17 protein-coding genes are annotated in these 16,511 nt (G+C 48.8%); 8 read left to right on the plus strand and 9 right to left on the minus strand.

Annotated elements, in window-relative coordinates; translation table 11 throughout:
* Window positions 1–118: 118 nt before the first annotated feature.
* Window positions 119–409, plus strand: coding sequence for a helix-turn-helix domain-containing protein (locus HMPREF9141_RS06650; protein ID WP_040554944.1), 291 nt, complete (start codon window positions 119–121; stop codon window positions 407–409).
* Window positions 406–711 (plus strand): helix-turn-helix domain-containing protein, encoded by a 306-nt coding sequence (locus tag HMPREF9141_RS06655; RefSeq protein WP_007367848.1) that lies wholly within the window; start codon window positions 406–408, stop codon window positions 709–711. The genes HMPREF9141_RS06650 and HMPREF9141_RS06655 overlap by 4 nt, the downstream gene beginning before the upstream one ends.
* 104 nt (window positions 712–815) lie before the next feature.
* Here the strand turns inward: HMPREF9141_RS06655 and HMPREF9141_RS06660 are convergent, their stop codons facing one another.
* Window positions 816–1,721, minus strand: a complete 906-nt coding sequence (locus HMPREF9141_RS06660; protein WP_007367849.1) for a helix-turn-helix domain-containing protein — start codon at window positions 1,719–1,721, stop codon at window positions 816–818.
* Between the two features lie 119 nt (window positions 1,722–1,840).
* Between HMPREF9141_RS06660 and HMPREF9141_RS06665 the strand changes: the two genes are divergently transcribed.
* The 3 genes from HMPREF9141_RS06665 to HMPREF9141_RS06675 are packed head-to-tail and all read left to right on the plus strand — an operon-like array spanning window position 1,841 to window position 3,990.
* A complete protein-coding gene (locus tag HMPREF9141_RS06665) occupies window positions 1,841–2,293 on the plus strand; it encodes a cupin domain-containing protein (RefSeq protein ID WP_004384417.1) in 453 nt (150 codons plus the stop codon).
* A gap of 12 nt (window positions 2,294–2,305) precedes the next feature.
* Window positions 2,306–3,070: an MBL fold metallo-hydrolase gene (locus HMPREF9141_RS06670; RefSeq protein WP_007367850.1), complete on the plus strand. Its 765-nt coding sequence runs from the start codon at window positions 2,306–2,308 to the stop codon at window positions 3,068–3,070.
* 17 nt (window positions 3,071–3,087) lie between these two features.
* On the plus strand, window positions 3,088–3,990 hold the full coding sequence (locus tag HMPREF9141_RS06675) for a radical SAM mobile pair protein B (protein WP_007367851.1): 903 nt from the start codon (window positions 3,088–3,090) through the stop codon (window positions 3,988–3,990).
* Between the two features lie 218 nt (window positions 3,991–4,208).
* On the opposite strand, the gene HMPREF9141_RS06680 is transcribed toward HMPREF9141_RS06675, so the two are convergent.
* From HMPREF9141_RS06680 to HMPREF9141_RS06695, 4 genes are all read right to left on the minus strand, one after another.
* Window positions 4,209–4,613 (minus strand): hypothetical protein, encoded by a 405-nt coding sequence (locus HMPREF9141_RS06680; RefSeq protein ID WP_007367852.1) that lies wholly within the window; start codon window positions 4,611–4,613, stop codon window positions 4,209–4,211.
* The gene (locus HMPREF9141_RS06685) at window positions 4,610–5,854 is read right to left on the minus strand and encodes a site-specific integrase (protein ID WP_007367853.1); all 1,245 of its coding nucleotides are present in this window, start codon (window positions 5,852–5,854) and stop codon (window positions 4,610–4,612) included. The genes HMPREF9141_RS06680 and HMPREF9141_RS06685 overlap by 4 nt, the downstream gene beginning before the upstream one ends.
* Before the next feature lie 12 nt (window positions 5,855–5,866).
* Window positions 5,867–7,096: a site-specific integrase gene (locus HMPREF9141_RS06690; RefSeq protein ID WP_007367854.1), complete on the minus strand. Its 1,230-nt coding sequence runs from the start codon at window positions 7,094–7,096 to the stop codon at window positions 5,867–5,869.
* Window positions 7,097–8,012: 916 nt separating this feature from the next.
* Window positions 8,013–10,322, minus strand: coding sequence for an outer membrane beta-barrel protein (locus HMPREF9141_RS06695; protein ID WP_007367856.1), 2,310 nt, complete (start codon window positions 10,320–10,322; stop codon window positions 8,013–8,015).
* Window positions 10,323–10,662: 340 nt separating this feature from the next.
* Here HMPREF9141_RS06695 and pyrE point away from each other — a divergent pair, with 340 nt between their 5' ends.
* The 3 genes from pyrE to HMPREF9141_RS06710 all read left to right on the plus strand — a co-directional run bounded on the left by pyrE (window position 10,663) and on the right by HMPREF9141_RS06710 (window position 12,547).
* A complete protein-coding gene (gene pyrE, locus HMPREF9141_RS06700) occupies window positions 10,663–11,295 on the plus strand; it encodes an orotate phosphoribosyltransferase (protein ID WP_007367857.1) in 633 nt (210 codons plus the stop codon).
* Window positions 11,296–11,463: 168 nt separating this feature from the next.
* Entirely contained in the window at window positions 11,464–11,913 is a 450-nt protein-coding gene (locus HMPREF9141_RS06705; protein WP_007367858.1) for a polyketide cyclase, read from the plus strand.
* Window positions 11,914–11,971: 58 nt separating this feature from the next.
* Complete coding sequence (locus HMPREF9141_RS06710) at window positions 11,972–12,547, plus strand: hypothetical protein (protein ID WP_007367859.1); 576 nt, start codon at window positions 11,972–11,974, stop codon at window positions 12,545–12,547.
* 32 nt (window positions 12,548–12,579) lie between these two features.
* On the opposite strand, the gene HMPREF9141_RS06715 is transcribed toward HMPREF9141_RS06710, so the two are convergent.
* The 4 genes from HMPREF9141_RS06715 to HMPREF9141_RS06730 are packed head-to-tail and all read right to left on the minus strand — an operon-like array spanning window position 12,580 to window position 16,142.
* Window positions 12,580–13,413, minus strand: coding sequence for a toxin-antitoxin system YwqK family antitoxin (locus HMPREF9141_RS06715; protein WP_007367860.1), 834 nt, complete (start codon window positions 13,411–13,413; stop codon window positions 12,580–12,582).
* A 16-nt stretch (window positions 13,414–13,429) separates the two neighbouring features.
* On the minus strand, window positions 13,430–14,803 hold the full coding sequence (locus HMPREF9141_RS06720; protein WP_007367861.1) for a TFIIB-type zinc ribbon-containing protein: 1,374 nt from the start codon (window positions 14,801–14,803) through the stop codon (window positions 13,430–13,432).
* A 17-nt stretch (window positions 14,804–14,820) separates the two neighbouring features.
* Window positions 14,821–15,159 (minus strand): hypothetical protein, encoded by a 339-nt coding sequence (locus HMPREF9141_RS06725; protein ID WP_007367862.1) that lies wholly within the window; start codon window positions 15,157–15,159, stop codon window positions 14,821–14,823.
* Window positions 15,156–16,142, minus strand: coding sequence for an SPFH domain-containing protein (locus HMPREF9141_RS06730; RefSeq protein WP_040554946.1), 987 nt, complete (start codon window positions 16,140–16,142; stop codon window positions 15,156–15,158). Before HMPREF9141_RS06730 ends, HMPREF9141_RS06725 begins: the two co-directional genes overlap by 4 nt.
* Between the last annotated feature and the right edge of the window lie 369 nt (window positions 16,143–16,511).

Raw genomic sequence — 16,511 nt, forward strand, 5'->3', positions numbered from 1 at the left:
TTCTTCCCGGCATTTCCCTGCTGTTCACCACAGCTTTGAGAGGTGTACGCACGCCATTATCTTTGCCGATGGAAACTGGAAAGATTTGAAACAACAAACAATAAAACAAGATAAGATTATGAACTATTACGTCATTACAGAAACCAATTGGGCAAAGCTGCGAGATGAAATCTTGAGCCTTGCAGAATGCTGCCACAAAGCATTCGGAGAAAAGAGCAAACACACCGACTGGCTGCACAACGGAGATGTGTGCAGGTTACTCAACATCAGCAAACGCACCTTGCAGCATTATCGTGATACGGGTGTGCTGCCATTTACGCAAATCGGACACAAGTGCTATTACAAGCGCGAAGATGTGGAAACACTGCTTCTTATGAAGTCGAACAAACCTAAAAACAAAATGATATGATGGAAACAGCAAGAGACTTGAACATGGAGTCGGACGAGATGCAGTTGGTCGTCTCAGCGTTGAGAGGTGTAGGTAAACGAATAGTAGAAGTGGCGGATACACACAAGCCACTCTTTGCAGGCGAACTTTTCCTAACGGGCAAGGAAGTGTGCGAGCGACTGTATATCAGTCCCCGTACCTTGCAGGACTACCGAGACAGGAAGATTATTCCCTACACGCAGTTTGCAGGAAAGATACTCTACAAGGTTTCGGACTTGGAGAAGATGCTGGAGGAGAATTATCAGGGTAGTCAGACAGGATAAAGGCAATAAGCGTATATTGGTGAATGGATAACGGCACTTGAGCAGAGATATATCTGTTTCAAGTGCCGTTCGTTTATTGGTAAGTTCTTCGTTTAATCATTTTTCTATTCTGCGGTAAACTGTTGTCCTTTATATTCTTCTTTAAACTCCGTAACCGTCTGTCCTGTTTGTTTTTTGAAGAAACGCATTAAATGTCCCGGCTCCGAGAAATTGAATTCGTATGCCAATTCACTGGTAGTTTTGTCAGTGAATAGTATTTCATTCTTGATTTCTGCAAGCAGACGTTGTTTCAGCAGATGTACGGCCGTTTGCCCATATTGTGCCTGTACAGAAGCATTCAATGTGATGCGGCTGATGTTCAGCATGGCTGCATAGTCGGCCACTTGCTGGTATTGGCGAATATGCTTCTCTAAGAGTTGTTTGAACTCAAAGGCATGGTGGTTCTTGGGGGCATCAAAAGGCAGATGGTATTGAGCAGAATACCTACGATTAAGGGTCATGAGCAGATAATGAAGCAAGGATACGATGATGTGATAGCTGTCGGCAAGAGGATGGTTGAGTTCTTCTTTTATCCGCACAAGCAAACGCTCGTATTCTTGTTGTTCCATAGCTGTAGCCGACAGATAGGGTGGGAAATCTGTTTGGTAGCAATAAAGCAAACGATAAGTAAAGAAAGGATCGGCAAGATAGGTTGAAAGAAAATCATCACGGAAAATAAGGAAACGATAATCCGTTTGGCTTTCATCAATGTGCCACTCCTGATGGATGTGCGGCGAAAGTATCAGCACCGTATTGTCTTTCAACGCGATATGTTGAAAGCCATAACGCAGCCACCCGGATGCTTTCCTGAAGAAAAACAACTCGAAGAAGTTGGTTTTGAAAGACGGATACTCCATCAATACGCCCCGTAAACGCTCGTGCGTATCGGTATTGATGTTGAAGTCTACACCACATTCCGTTTTGCAGAAAGGAACTTGTGTAAGTTCTTGGGGATGACTCTCTAATTTCATGCAACAAATGTACGAATAATTAATGGCTTATCAAAATGGTAGAGCATATATTATTAATGGTAGAATGTGTCTTTGTTTTATGCACTACCTTTGCACTCGTAATCAAAACAAATAGCATTATGAAAGAAATTAAAATTGTAGAAAAAGGTGAGAACTTCACCACGGTGAACGTAGGTAAGTTGAATGAAATTAAGGAATATGAGTTGGCTATGGGCAATTTCTCTATCCCGGGAAAGATGTTTGCCGGACATGCACTACAAGCAACAGGCGCAGAATTGTCTTTCCAAAGTCTTGCAGCTGGGCAGGATTATGGCACACGCCATACCCATAAAACCCACGAAGAGCTTTATTTCATTCTTAAAGGTGAAGGCATTTTCGATGTAGACGGCAAACGATTTCCCGTTTCAGAAGGAAGCATCGTGAGAATTGCGCCCAATGGCAAACGTGCTTTCAAGAATACAGGCAGCAGCGAAATGCTCGTGCTTTGCGTACAATATAAGGCAAACTCGTTCTCTGATGATGATGAACCTCTGAAGGATGGTATTATGCTGGAAGCCAATGTTAAACTTTAATTTTAATAAACAATGAATATCCAGCAAGTAAGAAACGCAACGATAATCGTTGAATATGGGGGAAAGAAAATTCTGATCGACCCCATGTTGGGAAAGAAAGGCTGCATGCCTCCTTTCCCCTTTAGTAGAAATCAACATCTGCGCAACCCACTTCATGAACTACCTTTTCCTGTAGAAGAGATGCTAAAAGGTGTAGATGCGGTGTTGCTTACCCATCTACACGATGACCATATCGATGAGGCGGCCTATGAAATGATGCCTAAAGATATGCGATTTTTTGTGCAAGACGAAAACAATCGGCAGGTGGTGATGTCGCATGGATTTAATCATGTGGAAGTTGTCGGCGACAATACAAGGATAGGGGAAGTGAGCATACAAAAGGCCGAAAGCCAGCATGGTAATTTCATCATGAAGTATCCTGCCGGACATACAGCGGGTTATGTATTCACTCATCCACAAGAAAAGACGCTCTATCACGCCGGAGATACCATCTGGTATGCTGGTGTGAAGCGCAATTTGAAGCGTTTTCGCCCCGAGGTTATCACTCTTAATGCTGGTGGCAATGGCTTTCGTTTGGGTGGACGCGTTATTATGAACGATGAAGATGTGGTAAAAGTTGCTGTAGCTGCACCTGATGCAAAGTTATTTGTGACGCATCTTGAAGGCGTGAACCATAATAGCGTGACGCGTGAAATGGTGAGAAAGCGTGCGGAAGTGGCAGGAATTTTAGACCGCGTCTTTATTCCTGAAGACGGTGAAACGGTAGAGGATTTATAAAGAATAAAGGAAGATATATGGCAAAAACACTCATTGGAACGAAAGAGGTGCGTGGCATCATGACCAAGTCCAACCTCCCTGTTGGTGGCTATTCGGTGAATCCATACGTGGGGTGCACCCATGCTTGCAAGTATTGTTACGCCTCATTCATGAAGCGCTTCACAGGACATAAAGAAGAATGGGGCGCTTTCTTAGACGTGAAGCATTGGCCTGCAATCAAGAATCCGAAGAAATATGCCAGACAACGCGTGGTTATTGGATCAGTGACCGATGGATATAATCCCGAAGAAGCAACGTTCCGCAGGACACGTAAACTGCTTGAAGAGCTCAAAGACAGCGATGCAGAAATACTCATTTGTACAAAGAGCGACCTCGTGTTGCGCGACCTTGACCTGCTCCGGCAAATGAAGAAAGTCACCGTATCGTGGTCAGTCAACACGCTTGATGAGACATTTCGTGCCGACATGGACAAGGCCGTGAGCATAGAGCGGCGCATCGCAGCCATGCGAAAGGTCTACGAGGCGGGCATCCGAACCATTTGTTTTGTGTCGCCCATCTTCCCTGGCATCACCAATTTCAAAGCTATTTTTCATGAAGTGAAAGATATTTGCGACCTCTTTTGGCTTGAGAACCTCAATCTGCGGGGTGGTTTTAAGGCTAACATTATGGGTTATATCAAATCATACTATCCCCATTTGTTCCCACTTTATGAAGAAATCTATTTGCATAAAGACCGAACATATTGGAAGCAATTAGAGCAAGAGGCCGCGGAAATGGCGCAGGAGGCTCAATGTAAGTATGTGGATAATGAATTGCCTTACGAACGAAGTCCCAAAGGACATCCCTCGATAGTGAATTATCTTTATCACGAAGAAATCAGAGGGTCAGGAAATACGGGTAAAAGGAATGTTATGCAATAAAACAGATGCGTATCTCTACTGTTGATAGACTACTTGGAGAATAACTACTTATAAGGCTTTCGGTATACTTGAAGGCCTCAAAAACATAGTTGTGTGTAGTTAGACGGTAGTAATAACCATTCCTACTTTCTGACTACAATACCAACCCTTTCCTTTCACCGTATTACCTTTCCTTGTAGTTATGTAGTAAGATAATATCGGTGAAAGAGAAAAGCATATCAATTGATACTGCCACTTCCATATAGGAATATCTGCTCCATCACAGATGCAGGACGTTGTAACTCTTGGCAGATGTATTTCCTGAAGAAGTATGCTTCCATGCTGTCCAATTGATAAGACAAAGCGATGATGATTGAAAGCGGATAAAGCAAGGCATAACCTCGCAGCCGTCCGTTCACGTAGACTTCCTGCTCCCCTGTATCCCTTTCGTCGGGTTGCAGGGGAGAGACTTTTAGTAGAAGTTGCAGACGATAATTGAGCTTCCTCCATGTTACACTAAAGAAATCCACCAGTTCACTCTCTGTCATTGCTATTTCGCCTTTGCCTTTGCGAGTGATTTGCATATTATCGCCCCACTCGAAATAACTGCGGTCTCCTTTTGTTTGATGGTAATTGACTTTCATACGGTTTCCCCCATTGTTTCCTCCTTTTGATGTTTCCTTATCAGTCTGTCTATATCCTCCGAAATCTTATTGTCCGTCACCTGCGCATATATCTGTGTGCTTGATATAGAGGCGTGCCCCATCATCTTGGCAATGCTTTCGATAGGTATTCCTGCACTTAAACTCATCGTGCCGAACGTGTGCCTCGCCATGTGGTAGGACAACCGTTCCCTGATACCGCAAGCTTTGCCTACGATGCTCAGCTTTACGCTCATCACACTACGGCTGCAATTAGTTCGGAAGATAAAGCTGTTGTCTTTGTCTTTCACCGTCTGCATTTCTTTCATACTTGGTTGTTCTTTCTTGCATTGATTGATGATGGCTTCCGCTATGGGGTGCAGGGGCACAATAAACTCCACCTTTGTCTTCTGCCTTTCTTTACGGATATATTTCTGTCCGTCGGCTGCCGTTTGAATGTGTCCAAATTGCAAATGTTCCATATCAGCGATAGCCAAGCCCGTAAAGCAGGCAAAGATAAACATCCGTCTTGCTTGTTCTGCTTCCTTATCAATTACTCTCAGTGCCATAAGTTTAGATACTTCGCTCTTTTGCAAAAAGCGTATCTTCTGTTCCGCTTTCTCATGCTTGGCATTCTCAAAAGGATTACAGCGAATGAGCCTTTGACTGACCGCACGATACATCAATCTACTCAACCAACAAAGGTAACGATTCATGGTTGCTGTTGCCAAACCTCGTTTCTTCAGATAGAAGCGGTATTCTTCAAATAAGTCTTCCGTTATAGTGGTTATGGCTATATCCGTCATTCCCTTATCCTTTACGAACTCCGTAAGCAACTTATCTGAATAGAATAGGTTCTGATAAGTCCCCTCTGCCCTTGATTTGCCCACGCACTCTTTAACGGATTGCAGTTCTGCTTTGCTCATGGCAAGAAGTGTTGTCGGCATGGTGGCTATTCCCTGCAAACGGTTCTTGAGCAGTTCCACACTTACCACTCCGTCCTTTATCAATATCTCCTGATAGGTCTTTTCTACAGGTTCCTTAAACTTGCCAATTCTTTGATTGGTCTTCTTATCGGTTGTCATCCCTTGCCTACTGTTCCACTCGGAGGATTTGCACTGCTCGCCTGTGGTAATGGCGGTGCTCTTTCCGTCTATGGTGATACGGCAGAGAATAGCGGTCTTGCCGTCTGCTTTTATTTTCTTTCTGTTGATGTAAAACAATATCTTAAATGTACTTCTCATAAAAAATCTTGGTTAAATGGTTAAACGCAAATCTTCAGTGAAAGAAAGGAAACGGTTAAACTCCTCAAAGAGTTTCTGCGGTGTAACCTTCGCATAACGTTCGGTCATACTTACGTTCGTATGTCCGAGCATCTTGCTCACCGTTTCAATAGGAACGCCCTGCTCCAATGTGATAAGGGTGGCAAAGGTATGCCTTGCGGTATGCGAGGTAAAGGGAAAAGAAATACCTGCCCGTAGTCGCAAGGCTTTAAGACAGGACTGATAAGTGGGATATTTGATATGGGGAATCAGTGTTTCCCTTTCATCGCTGTGCATTTTCTCAATTAATCGAACTGCTTCGGGCAATAGCTTGATACGACAAAGCACACCTGTCTTCTGTCGGTTGAACTTTAACCAAAGACAATCCTCATCGTCACGAACAAGATGCTTCTTGCTTAGCCCCATCAAATCACAATAAGCTGCACCGGTATAACAGGCGAAGAGAAACACATCACGAGCTGTTTCCATTTCCTCTTCCAACTCATCAAAGCGGAGTGCTTTGAGTTTGTCCAATGCTTCTTGGTCAAGTGCTTTGGGTGTTTTCTTGTCTCCCCGTTCTATATGGACTTTGTCAAACAGAAGCGTATCAGCCAGCCCCTCACGATAAGCCAGCCTGCAGACAGTCTTCAAATCGGCTGCAACTCTGAAAAATGTGCTTTGCTGATGCCCGAGTTCGCCAAGACAGAATGCTTGCAATTCGTAAATGAAGTTTTCTGTCAACTGTGAGAAAGCCAAGTCCGAAACATAGTATTTCTTCTGAATGAACTCCTGCAATCGTTTTCGAGTAGAATAATAGGCGGACATAGATCCTTCCTTGATGTCTATACCGATATGGCTTTCTTTCTCCTTGATGAGTATATCCAGCCTTTCGATGAGCCTGCATCGTGCCTGCACACTGCCTTGAAACAGTTCCTTTACATCGGTTGCATCAAATGGCTGTCCTTTGGCAATCAACGACTGACAGGCAGACTGAATGGAAAGTAACAGGTTCTCCAACCTTCCGTTAATCTCCACCGCCTCACGGCTCTTGCCGTCCATCCTGCTTTCACGTGAATTCCACAAGTCGGGGTTGCAGGAAAGTTTACAACTGAACTGCGCAATACTCCTTCCAAGTGTTATCCGCCCCATAATCGGGGCTTTACCTGATTTGCCTATACCGCTCTTTTTAAGGTAGAGCAACACCTTCATTTTCTCTGTTTTCATACGCTTTAATATTTGTGGGCAAAGACAGTGCAAGCGAGTTCCATGAGAGCTTGCTCTCAAATGGACGAGCACAGCCTGTCTTATGCAAAGTTACCCGAATTAAAGCGTTCCTCACTTATGCAGAAAACTGCCGACCGCAGCAACAGCCACACGAGCGAAAATAATTCAGTTACCGAATACTGCACCATCGTTACCAACATCAAAACAAGGTAACACTCTGGTAACTGAACTTCTGCCTAAATCTGCATATTTCTGCCCTTTACAAACAGAGCAGTTTTATGCTAATTCGTGTATTTCCTCCTCATTATCAGTTAGTTTACATCAACCTCAACATTTCTTCATTTTCAGCTATTAGTTACGTGTAGATAAGTCATTCTTTACGTGTTGATAAGTCATTCTTTACATGTAAATAAGTCATTATCTACGTGTAGATAGAATCTTCTGCTCCTTGTCCGTGATGTTGGTGAATCGCCATGCGTCATTCTTGCACCTGAGGGTGTGTCAAAATACAAATGCCATTTTGACAATCTTGCAGTTTGAAACAATTCATTAAAAATGACCATTTCCGTACTCGATTTTGAGTAAAGAAATGGTCTTTTCTTTGCTTTTAGGAAAAACCTGCTTATAGTTTGAAAGTCGTCAGGTTATTCATCTGCATTTTGACACACCCTCATCTGTCAGTTTTCTTCCCGTGGTTCTCGACACGACTTGCAGAGGGCGTGCCGGAACGCCGACGCACCACTGAAGGCAGTTGTCCGACAGCACGGAATGACCGCTGCCCTGGAGCTGACAATTCGATGACAGCGGTCGTTTTGATGTTTGTGAGGGTCTGAAACCGTCGATATGGAAGGCGGTCTTTCCGGAATCCCGGGTCTTGGCACGCCTCTGTGCGCTGTATGGCGAGGAGGCTGTTCGCTCACAGTCTCTTCTTCTCTGCCTGTCCGGCACCGGTTCCCTTGTATTTGCTTCGTGAAGCATTGAATTTATAGGTGACCGTGAGGACCAGCTGGCGGCTGTCATACGTGCTGACCTGTATTGTTTCCATCAGTTCAGTATAACCTATTCCTCCCTCCTTCCGGGTATGGAACAGGTCCGTTCCGCCAATACGGAAAGCCAGTCTGTCCTTCAGGAATGACTTGGTGAGGTTGATGTCCAGCGAACCTGTATTGCTTGCCAATGCCCCGATTTCATCATTGCCTTTTTTGACGAAGTAGGACTCCATCGACAGCAGCCACCCTTTCCCGAAGTTGAACGTGTTGTTGAAGCTGAGTTGCCAGATAGGTTTGTTCAGTTTATAGGTCCTCACTTTTGTCTGTAAATTGAGCCATTGCTTCTGTACAGCTGCACTGAATTCGGGAGTCCAGATGCCGATGGTAGGGGAAAAGGTGACCTGGGCGGATATCGACTTGATGCTTGGAAGGTTCGTATAAGTAATACGTGAGACAGCCGAGTTATGGTTGTCCTGCTCGCTCCAGAACACAATGGCGTGGCGGCGGTCTTTATAGGAAACACCCAGCTGGATGAACTTCCACATGGCTCCCAGAGAGAGCGTATGGATGTATTCGTGCTGGAGCAGCGGGTTACCCGACTGCATCAGGAAGCGGTTGCCGTAGGATACGTTGTTGCTCAGCTGACGGTAAGAGGGGCGGCGGGTCTTCGCTGCATAGCTCAACTGCATCTGCAGGTCTCCGATTTTGGTGGCAGCCGAGATGCTTGGAAACAGGTTGCTGAACGACCGGCTCTGGTCGGCAATGTGCAGGCCGTTCTCATAGTAGTTGAACCTCACCGCTTCCCAGCGCAGACCGACGGTCAGCTGGCAGACAGGGAGCATGTGCGTGTACTCCATGAAGGGAGCGAAGTTGGACTCCTTCAGCTGTGCGAATGAGGTCGGGACATACTGCTCGGGGTTGACGTAATCGTCATTGCGGTTCGTGCTGGTGTATTCTGCACCCACGGAAAGACTGCCCCCCAGGACAGGATAGCCCAGGGTCAGCTTGGAAGCAAAGAGCCTGTTGCGCTCCTGGTTGTCGGAAGTCACGGTGCGGCTGGTCTTGTTGCGGCTGTCTTCCTGGTAGACGGTATGGTCACACTGCTTGTTGTAAAGGTAATCGGCATTGAAGTCTATGTCCATCTTTCCTATCTTCCCGACATAGTAAAGATTGAGGAACTGGGAGGGACGATGGGTCTTGCTGCGCATGGCAGAAGTGTTGATATGGTCATAGAAGGCCTCGTTTGCCCTTACGTCACTGCTGAGCATAAAAGGGGCGGGAGAGTCGTGGAGAAAGTTGACCGTGTATTTCATGCCGATGGAATTGCTGTCATTCAGCTGATAGTCTGCCCCTATCGTGTTCTTGAAGCGGGATGCTTTCTCTGTAGCTTCCTGTGTGAAGTCCTGCCTCCAAAGCGTATCGGCATAGACAATTGTGGTCGTTTTGCTGGGATAGCTTCCGTTGTCAAGCGAATAGCCGTGCCCGCCGAAGAGTTCCAGACGGCCGTGGCGGTACTTCCAGTTGAGCTGTTCGACGAGGTCGACATTCTCCGACTGGTAGTAAGAAGACCGTACGTCGAAGCCGAAGCCGTCGCCCTGCACCCTCTTCGTGCGTATCTTTACCACGGCTTTCACCGTTGCATCATATCTGGAACCGGGGTTGGCAACCACCTCGACGCTCTTGATGTCACTTGATTTCAGGCGTTCAAGCTCCGTAGCATCCCGCATCTGCCGTCCGTTGATATAGATGACCGGTGCCCCTTTGCCGAAGACCTCGTAGCCGTCTTTCTTCTTTATCAGTCCCGGAATATGCGAAAGAACATCCTCGCAGGTACCGAGCTTGCTCAGCACGGTATTCTCGATGTTCGTCTGCATGCCCTCTGCCGTCATCTTGTGCAGGGGGGCATTGCCCTTTACAACCACCTCTTTCATCAGCTGTGCGTCCTCTTTCAGTACGATGGTCAGGGTTTCCTGGTCGGAAAGGACCGTGGAAAACGGTTCGTAGCCTACGAAGGAAGCCTTGAGGATGTTGCCCGGAGCGGCATTCCTGATGCTGAAAGCGCCGTCGTCGTTGGTTGTCGTACCGGCAATGAAGGCAGAATCCCCGGCTGAAAGGATAACGACATTCGCATAGGGTACAGGCTTCTTGCTTTCGTTGAGAACCTTTCCTGATACCGTTTGTGCGCTGGCACGGAGTCCTGTACAGAACAGGATGAGGAGGAATAAAAGTCTTTCCATGTTTGAATAAAGAGAGTTGTGTCGTAAGTTCCCAGGTGCTGTCACATTTCCCTGGTATTATCTGTATCTGCTGCAAATGTATAATAAAAAACGGATTTCCGCAAGAATAGGGAAACATTTTCTGTCTGTTGTCTTTCTTTATGGTGTAGGGATCGTGCGTGCGGTTCTTCGGGTGTCTGTCGTTACAGCTGCATACCGGCAGGCCGCCAGACAGTCTGATGTCTGCCCTGTCTTTGCTCACTCGTCTTTTGTCTGTTCTCTCCTTTTATGGTGTTTTTGTCCTTTAGTCTCGGAAAAAATGCGTAAGTTTGCACTTAGAATATAACCATAAACTATCAAGATGGAAGATTTAAAGAAAGTCTTTGCGGGCAAACTGCTCGGTATCAAGGCGATTAAGTTGCAGCCCAATGACCCGTTCACATGGGCAAGCGGTTGGAAGTCACCGTTTTATTGTGACAACCGCAAGACCTTGTCGTTCCACGACGTGCGCTCGTTTGTGAAGCTCGAGCTGGTTCATGCCATCCTTGAGAACTTCCCGGAGGCTACGGCTGTGGCCGGTGTCGCCACGGGCGCCATTGCGCAGGGCATGCTTGTTGCCGATGAGCTGGCGTTGCCATACGCATACGTTCGTCCGAAACCGAAGGACCATGGCATGAAGAACCAGATTGAAGGTGAGCTGCCCGCCGGTGCCAAGGTCATTGTTGTGGAGGATCTCATCTCTACCGGCGGTTCATCACTGAAGGCGGTCGCTGCCCTTCGTGAGGCTGGATTTGAAGTGGTGGGTATGGTCGCTTCTTACACCTACGGCTTCCCTGTAGCTGAAGAGGCATTCCGTGAAGCAGGGGTGAAGCTCGTCACTCTTACCGATTACGAGCACGTTGTTGAGAAAGCCCTGGAGACCGGCTATATCAAGGAGACTGATGTTCCGATGCTGCATCAGTGGCGGAAGGATCCGGCGAACTGGAGAAAATGAAAGGTTTAAAAAGGGTGTGTGTCAAAAGTTCATATAATAGTTGAACTGTAGGGACAGAAGCCTTCGTCCGTCGATAAATATCTGTTTCGTGGACAGACGAGGACATCTGTCCCTACAATATGGCTATGTGACACGCTTTCTTCGACTTCACCAACAATAATACAAGAAATGACAAAGTTTGAAAGCAGCATAAAACAGATACCCCATTCGCAGCAGAGCGTGTACAGAATGCTGAACGATTTGAACAACGTGCAGCGGCTGAAGGACCGTTTCCCGGAAGGCTCTACGGGCAATGCCGACATGGACAAGGTGAAGGACAAACTGCAGAGTCTCTCCTTTGATCATGACTCGCTGTCGGTCAGCGTCGACCCTGTCGGTCAGATTTCCATGCGCATCATCGAGCGTGACGAGCCGAAGACGATAAAGTTCGAGAGCGACAACTCCCCGTTGTCGTTCAACTTCTGGATACAGATTCTGCCTGTCACCGAAACTTCTTCGAAGATGAAACTCACGATCGATGCCGATATACCTTTCTTTGCGAAGGGCATGGTGTCGAAGCCGTTGCAGGAAGGCATCGAGAAGATAGCCGATGCACTGGCCATGATTCCGTTTGAGTAATTGCCCGGTGGGCTTGTCAACCGTTCATAATCTTGTAAGCCATTCATAATCCGGTGTTATGAAGAAAGTCTTTCCATCCATCATCGTGCTGCTTGTCCTGCTGTTGTCCTCCTGCGGTGACAAGGAGTACGAAGACAGCCATGTCTTTTTCACTTTCCATAATGATACGCATCAGGATCCCGTTCTCGCATCGGCGATGAATCCGATGTCGCCGGGCGTGTTCTGCATCATACGGTATGCGTATGTCAGCGGCCGGCACAGTTTTTCTTTCGAGAACAACCAGGGGCTGAAATCAGGCAGTCCGGTATGGTTCGACGGCATCGACCAGCGGCTTGAAAGCTGGAAACACGTGGGAAAGAACAACGGACTTGTCGTGGGCTATGGCAATCTGGACAGTCCCGCTCCCTTCTATGCTTACGACCTGCAGTGTCCCAACTGTTACGAGCAGCATGCGCTTCCCCAGCGTTCCTGCGAACTGAAAATCAGCAGCAACGGTCTTGCCGTCTGCAGCCGCTGCGGGCGTAGGTACAGCCTCAATACCGGCGGGAACATCGTGGCAGGAGAGGGCGGCAGGAAGCTGACACGCTATCATGCCAGTACCACGGGTCCTTATGGCGTTCTGGGTGTCCGCTGAAGGAACAAGTCTGCTGACTGTCCGCAGCAGGCTTATTCCAGTTCTATCGTACCGTCCTTGTTCACCTTCAGCTTCGGTTTGCGCTGTGGTGCTGACGGCTGCGGCTCGTGCGGCCGGCCGGGAACGGCTTTATGTCTGGTCTTGGGTGGATTGTTGACAGCGACGTTCCTTCTCGGTCTTGCCGCCCCCGCACGTGGCGGTCTGGGGACAGCTGCCCTTACAGCTGTCCTGGTCTTGTATGGACAGAAGTGCTTCATGCGCGTGTAGGAGCCGTCTGCATTTTCTTTCCAGCTGATACAGACGAGGCCTCTGTCCGTTACAAAGGTGTCGGCAACCATGACACCGTTGTCGTATCTCTGCCGTTCTCTCAGTTTTCCGTCTTCATCGTAGACATATCCCATACCGTGTTTCCGGTTGTTACGGTAAGTGACCGTGAAGACGAGGACATGCTTTTCATCGGGAGCCGGCTGGTTGTTGTACTTTGCATAGATGCCGTCTTTCAGTCCCTGTTTATATTCGGCGGTTTCTTCTATCTTTCCATAGCTGTAATAGATCTTCTTACCGTCCAGTTCTCCGTTTTTGTAATTCTCTTCTAACTGGAGTTTCCCGTCCTGGTCATAATAGGTCCAGCGTCCCTCCTTGGTATCGGTCAGTTCATTCCAGTACTGTCTGGACCATATCCGCCCGTCCGAATAGGTCTCGATGTATTCCTTTATCTGTGCTGTCCCTGCGAGCGGCAGGAAAAGCAGCAGGAAAAGCAGCAGGTTGTTCCTTGTCATCATCTTGGCGTTTGAAGTCTGTCTTTCTGTCAACACCTGCTTGCCGTCGGTCCCGGCACGGCAGGTTTCCCTTTGTTCTTTTTCCAATCCGTCTGATACTTCCTTATTCAGCTGTTTTATATTCTGTCGGGAACCGATAATGGCATGCCCATGTTCCCTTGCGCAGGTCGAGACTGTAGCAGTAGTCTTCGTCCGGCTTGCTACTGTATCTTCTCGTTCCCCTGATCCATATCTGCCTGTCACCGCGTATGGCTCCGTTCACCTCAATGCGGATTTCAGGAGCCTGTGTCCAGACGATCCGTCCTCTGGTGTCCCGGAGCTGGAAGACCGTCGTGGCATCGTCGTCAATGTTCGGATGATAGGCTATCAGGATATAGCGGTTGTCCTGATAGACGATCTGTGCGTCGAAGGCTGAGAACCAGTCGGATATGTGCTGGAATCCGACGAGCCGTTTCCCCTCGTCATAGTTGTATCTGCTCACGTCCGTCCTCAGGAAGTCGGCATCCTGCGGGTCGCCAAGATGGAACTTGTACTGTATGCGCCAGATCCGGTACTTTCCCCCGGAAGAGGTAGAGGAGCTGGCGTTCACTTTCTCGAGACGGTAGCACACGCTGTCGCGCACTTCACCATTCAGCTCTGCAGGCGTCAGCTTGGAGGCGTATGCGAAAGCCTCCTCCGTATAGAGCCGTCCTGTCGCAGGGAAGAAGTAATACGTCTCGGCAAGGTTGTTGGTCACCTTGAACCCCTCGCCGCTGGAGCGGTCGAGCAGTTCCACCCATGACATTCCTGTCTCCATGGCCTTCTTCCCGGCGAAGATCGTCTTCGAAACATTCGTCATACTCATCGTGTCCGGGTCAATCGCATAGATGAAGCGTTTGGGCACAACCAAATACCATCGTCCTGCCTGATGGAAATAAGCCATACTCGCCGCATACAGATTGAAGCCGCTCTCCCGTTTCTCATCGTCATCTTTCGAGAGGAAGAGCTTGTCTGCCAGTACCTCGCCTGTACCGGCGTCACGGAAACCGTAGTAAAGTCCGTCGGGCTTCCTTTTCTTCTGATTGTACCCGTAATCGAAGCGTCGTTCGCAGAGATAGAAGAAGCAGGGCCTGCCCTTGTGGAGCATCGGGACAAGTGCAGTGTAATTGTCGTGTACCTCTACGGAATCCTTATCGCCGGAGAGCAGGGAGCCGGCTGCATTGTCGCATGTATTCAGCAGAAAGAGGAAAAGTCCCACGATGAGAATGCCTGCGAGAAACCATCTGTAGGTGGCGTTGTCAGAGAAGGAGTCTGCCGCCGTATATTTGGGTCTGCGGGTATCGTAGTCGAAGTGGTGGTTGACATTGATGTTGATGTCGTCATCGTCCAGATAGAACTCTGTTCCGCAGTTCCTGCACCGGTAGCGTTTTTCGTCGAGCTGTATGTGCTTCCCGCTGCCGCAGTTCGGACATTTCACCGGCTTTATCTTTGTTGCCATCGGCTTTCTTTACAAGGTTATGAATTCTTTGTGTAATGCAGTGTCAGATAAACCAGCACAGCCTGTATGGCTGTCAGTACGGCAAACAGGATGACCCACCAGTTGTCCGTCCACCGCGTGGGGGCCAGCAGTCCGCTTGCATATTCAATGATGCCCGCACCGAGGAAAATCATTCCCAGGCTCATCCGGTGAGTACTTTCCGCACGGAAGCAGAAGAGCAGGGCGATCAGGAGCGTATTGACAGCGATGGCAAGGCTGGTGAACAGCATGTTCGTCAGCGGATAGGCAGACAGGAGGAGTCCTGCCGTGATGTTTACGGCGAGTACGGCCGCCGCAGGGACGATGACCTTTATCATAGTTTGGAAAGTATTTCGTTCTTCTTCTGTTCGTATTCTTCTTCGGTGATGAGCTGCTCGTCAAACAGTTTTTTCAGCTTGCGGAGGCGTTCAGCAGCATCGCCGCCTGCGCCTTGTTCCTTGAAGATGTCCTGTGCCAGCTGCACGCCGGCACCCAGCTGCAGTCCTGCTCCGGCCAGTCCGCCTTCGTTGCGGGCGGCATCGCGCAGTGCCTCCAGCTTCTGCATCCCCACGTAGTCGAGGTCCACTTCTGCGGCGGCTCTCTTCTCCGTCGTCATATCGGCGATGCGTCCGATGCGTTCCATCGTGTCGTCGTCGAAGGTGACGGAATTGACACGGAAGTCGGTCAGCTCCAGTCCCAGCCGGATCAGCTCCTCGGCGGTCCTGTGCCTCAGGTCGTCTGACATCTCCATGAGGTGTGTGTCAACCTCGCGGTAGGGATAGGCCTGTGCTGCAAGGAAGGCGGACAGCGGTGCGACGATGCGTGAGGAGACCAGTTCCTGCACGTCCGATGCGCTGTAATCGCTGCGCGGTCCGAGCAGCGTGACGAACATCTGTTCGGCATTGGAGATGACCACGGAGAAGTTTCCGCAGGCGCCCAGGGAGACCGGCAGCCTGTAGTCGGGCTCTATGTATTTAACGGGCGACGGCGTTCCCCATAGGATGTTCACCATCTCGGCGGTGCGGAAGAAGTAGAAGCGCATCTTGTGTTCGCTTTCCGCCCGCTGTGCAATGTTCAGCAGGGTCGTGATGAAAGGATGGTTGGCGGTCTCCATCTCGTAGACATCCGGCTCGTCCAGCGTGGCCATCACCTTGCCGTCATACACGATGATGCAGCCCTGTCCGGGTGCGACAATGAGTTTGCTTGCGTTCTTTATCTCATCCGTCGTGGTCTCCAGCTGATGGAAAAGCAGGTCGGCGTTCTGCTCCTTCCATTCAATGACGGAACGGAGCTGTCGTTTGAAGAGTTTTCTTAATCCCATAGTCTTCTTGTCGTTTCCGGGCAGAAACCGTCTCTTGTCTTCTTCGTGCGTGGAATTGCGGACTGCCCTGTTTTTATACCGCAAATATAGTCATTTGTGCGGACAGCAGCAAGAAAAAACGTGAAAATCGGTTTCTTCCCGACCGGTCGGGAACAGGATTCCCAACGGCTGGGAACAGGATTCCCAACGGCTGGGAACAGGATTCCCAGCCGGTCGGGAATGCGATTCCCGATGGTCGGGAATGCGATTCCCGATGGCCGGGAATATGCGTCCTTTTCAGTTCTGACGATTTCGGACGGAAACCGTTTGCCGGACGGCAGTCAGCCTGAAGGGTTGCCGACTGTCCCTGGGACGGCATGAAAAAAGCCG

Origin of the sequence: Prevotella multiformis DSM 16608, from assembly GCF_000191065.1 — a bacterium.
Classification (GTDB): domain Bacteria; phylum Bacteroidota; class Bacteroidia; order Bacteroidales; family Bacteroidaceae; genus Prevotella; species Prevotella multiformis.

Coding starts and splice junctions, on each gene's coding strand:
- HMPREF9141_RS06650 (WP_040554944.1), top strand. CDS start 119: ATGAACTATTACGTCATTACAGAAACCAATTGGGCAAAGCTGCGAGAT.
- HMPREF9141_RS06655 (WP_007367848.1), top strand. CDS start 406: ATGATGGAAACAGCAAGAGACTTGAACATGGAGTCGGACGAGATGCAG.
- HMPREF9141_RS06660 (WP_007367849.1), bottom strand. CDS start 1,721: ATGAAATTAGAGAGTCATCCCCAAGAACTTACACAAGTTCCTTTCTGC.
- HMPREF9141_RS06665 (WP_004384417.1), top strand. CDS start 1,841: ATGAAAGAAATTAAAATTGTAGAAAAAGGTGAGAACTTCACCACGGTG.
- HMPREF9141_RS06670 (WP_007367850.1), top strand. CDS start 2,306: ATGAATATCCAGCAAGTAAGAAACGCAACGATAATCGTTGAATATGGG.
- HMPREF9141_RS06675 (WP_007367851.1), top strand. CDS start 3,088: ATGGCAAAAACACTCATTGGAACGAAAGAGGTGCGTGGCATCATGACC.
- HMPREF9141_RS06680 (WP_007367852.1), bottom strand. CDS start 4,613: ATGAAAGTCAATTACCATCAAACAAAAGGAGACCGCAGTTATTTCGAG.
- HMPREF9141_RS06685 (WP_007367853.1), bottom strand. CDS start 5,854: ATGAGAAGTACATTTAAGATATTGTTTTACATCAACAGAAAGAAAATA.
- HMPREF9141_RS06690 (WP_007367854.1), bottom strand. CDS start 7,096: ATGAAAACAGAGAAAATGAAGGTGTTGCTCTACCTTAAAAAGAGCGGT.
- HMPREF9141_RS06695 (WP_007367856.1), bottom strand. CDS start 10,322: ATGGAAAGACTTTTATTCCTCCTCATCCTGTTCTGTACAGGACTCCGT.
- pyrE (WP_007367857.1), top strand. CDS start 10,663: ATGGAAGATTTAAAGAAAGTCTTTGCGGGCAAACTGCTCGGTATCAAG.
- HMPREF9141_RS06705 (WP_007367858.1), top strand. CDS start 11,464: ATGACAAAGTTTGAAAGCAGCATAAAACAGATACCCCATTCGCAGCAG.
- HMPREF9141_RS06710 (WP_007367859.1), top strand. CDS start 11,972: ATGAAGAAAGTCTTTCCATCCATCATCGTGCTGCTTGTCCTGCTGTTG.
- HMPREF9141_RS06720 (WP_007367861.1), bottom strand. CDS start 14,803: ATGGCAACAAAGATAAAGCCGGTGAAATGTCCGAACTGCGGCAGCGGG.
- HMPREF9141_RS06725 (WP_007367862.1), bottom strand. CDS start 15,159: ATGATAAAGGTCATCGTCCCTGCGGCGGCCGTACTCGCCGTAAACATC.
- HMPREF9141_RS06730 (WP_040554946.1), bottom strand. CDS start 16,142: ATGGGATTAAGAAAACTCTTCAAACGACAGCTCCGTTCCGTCATTGAA.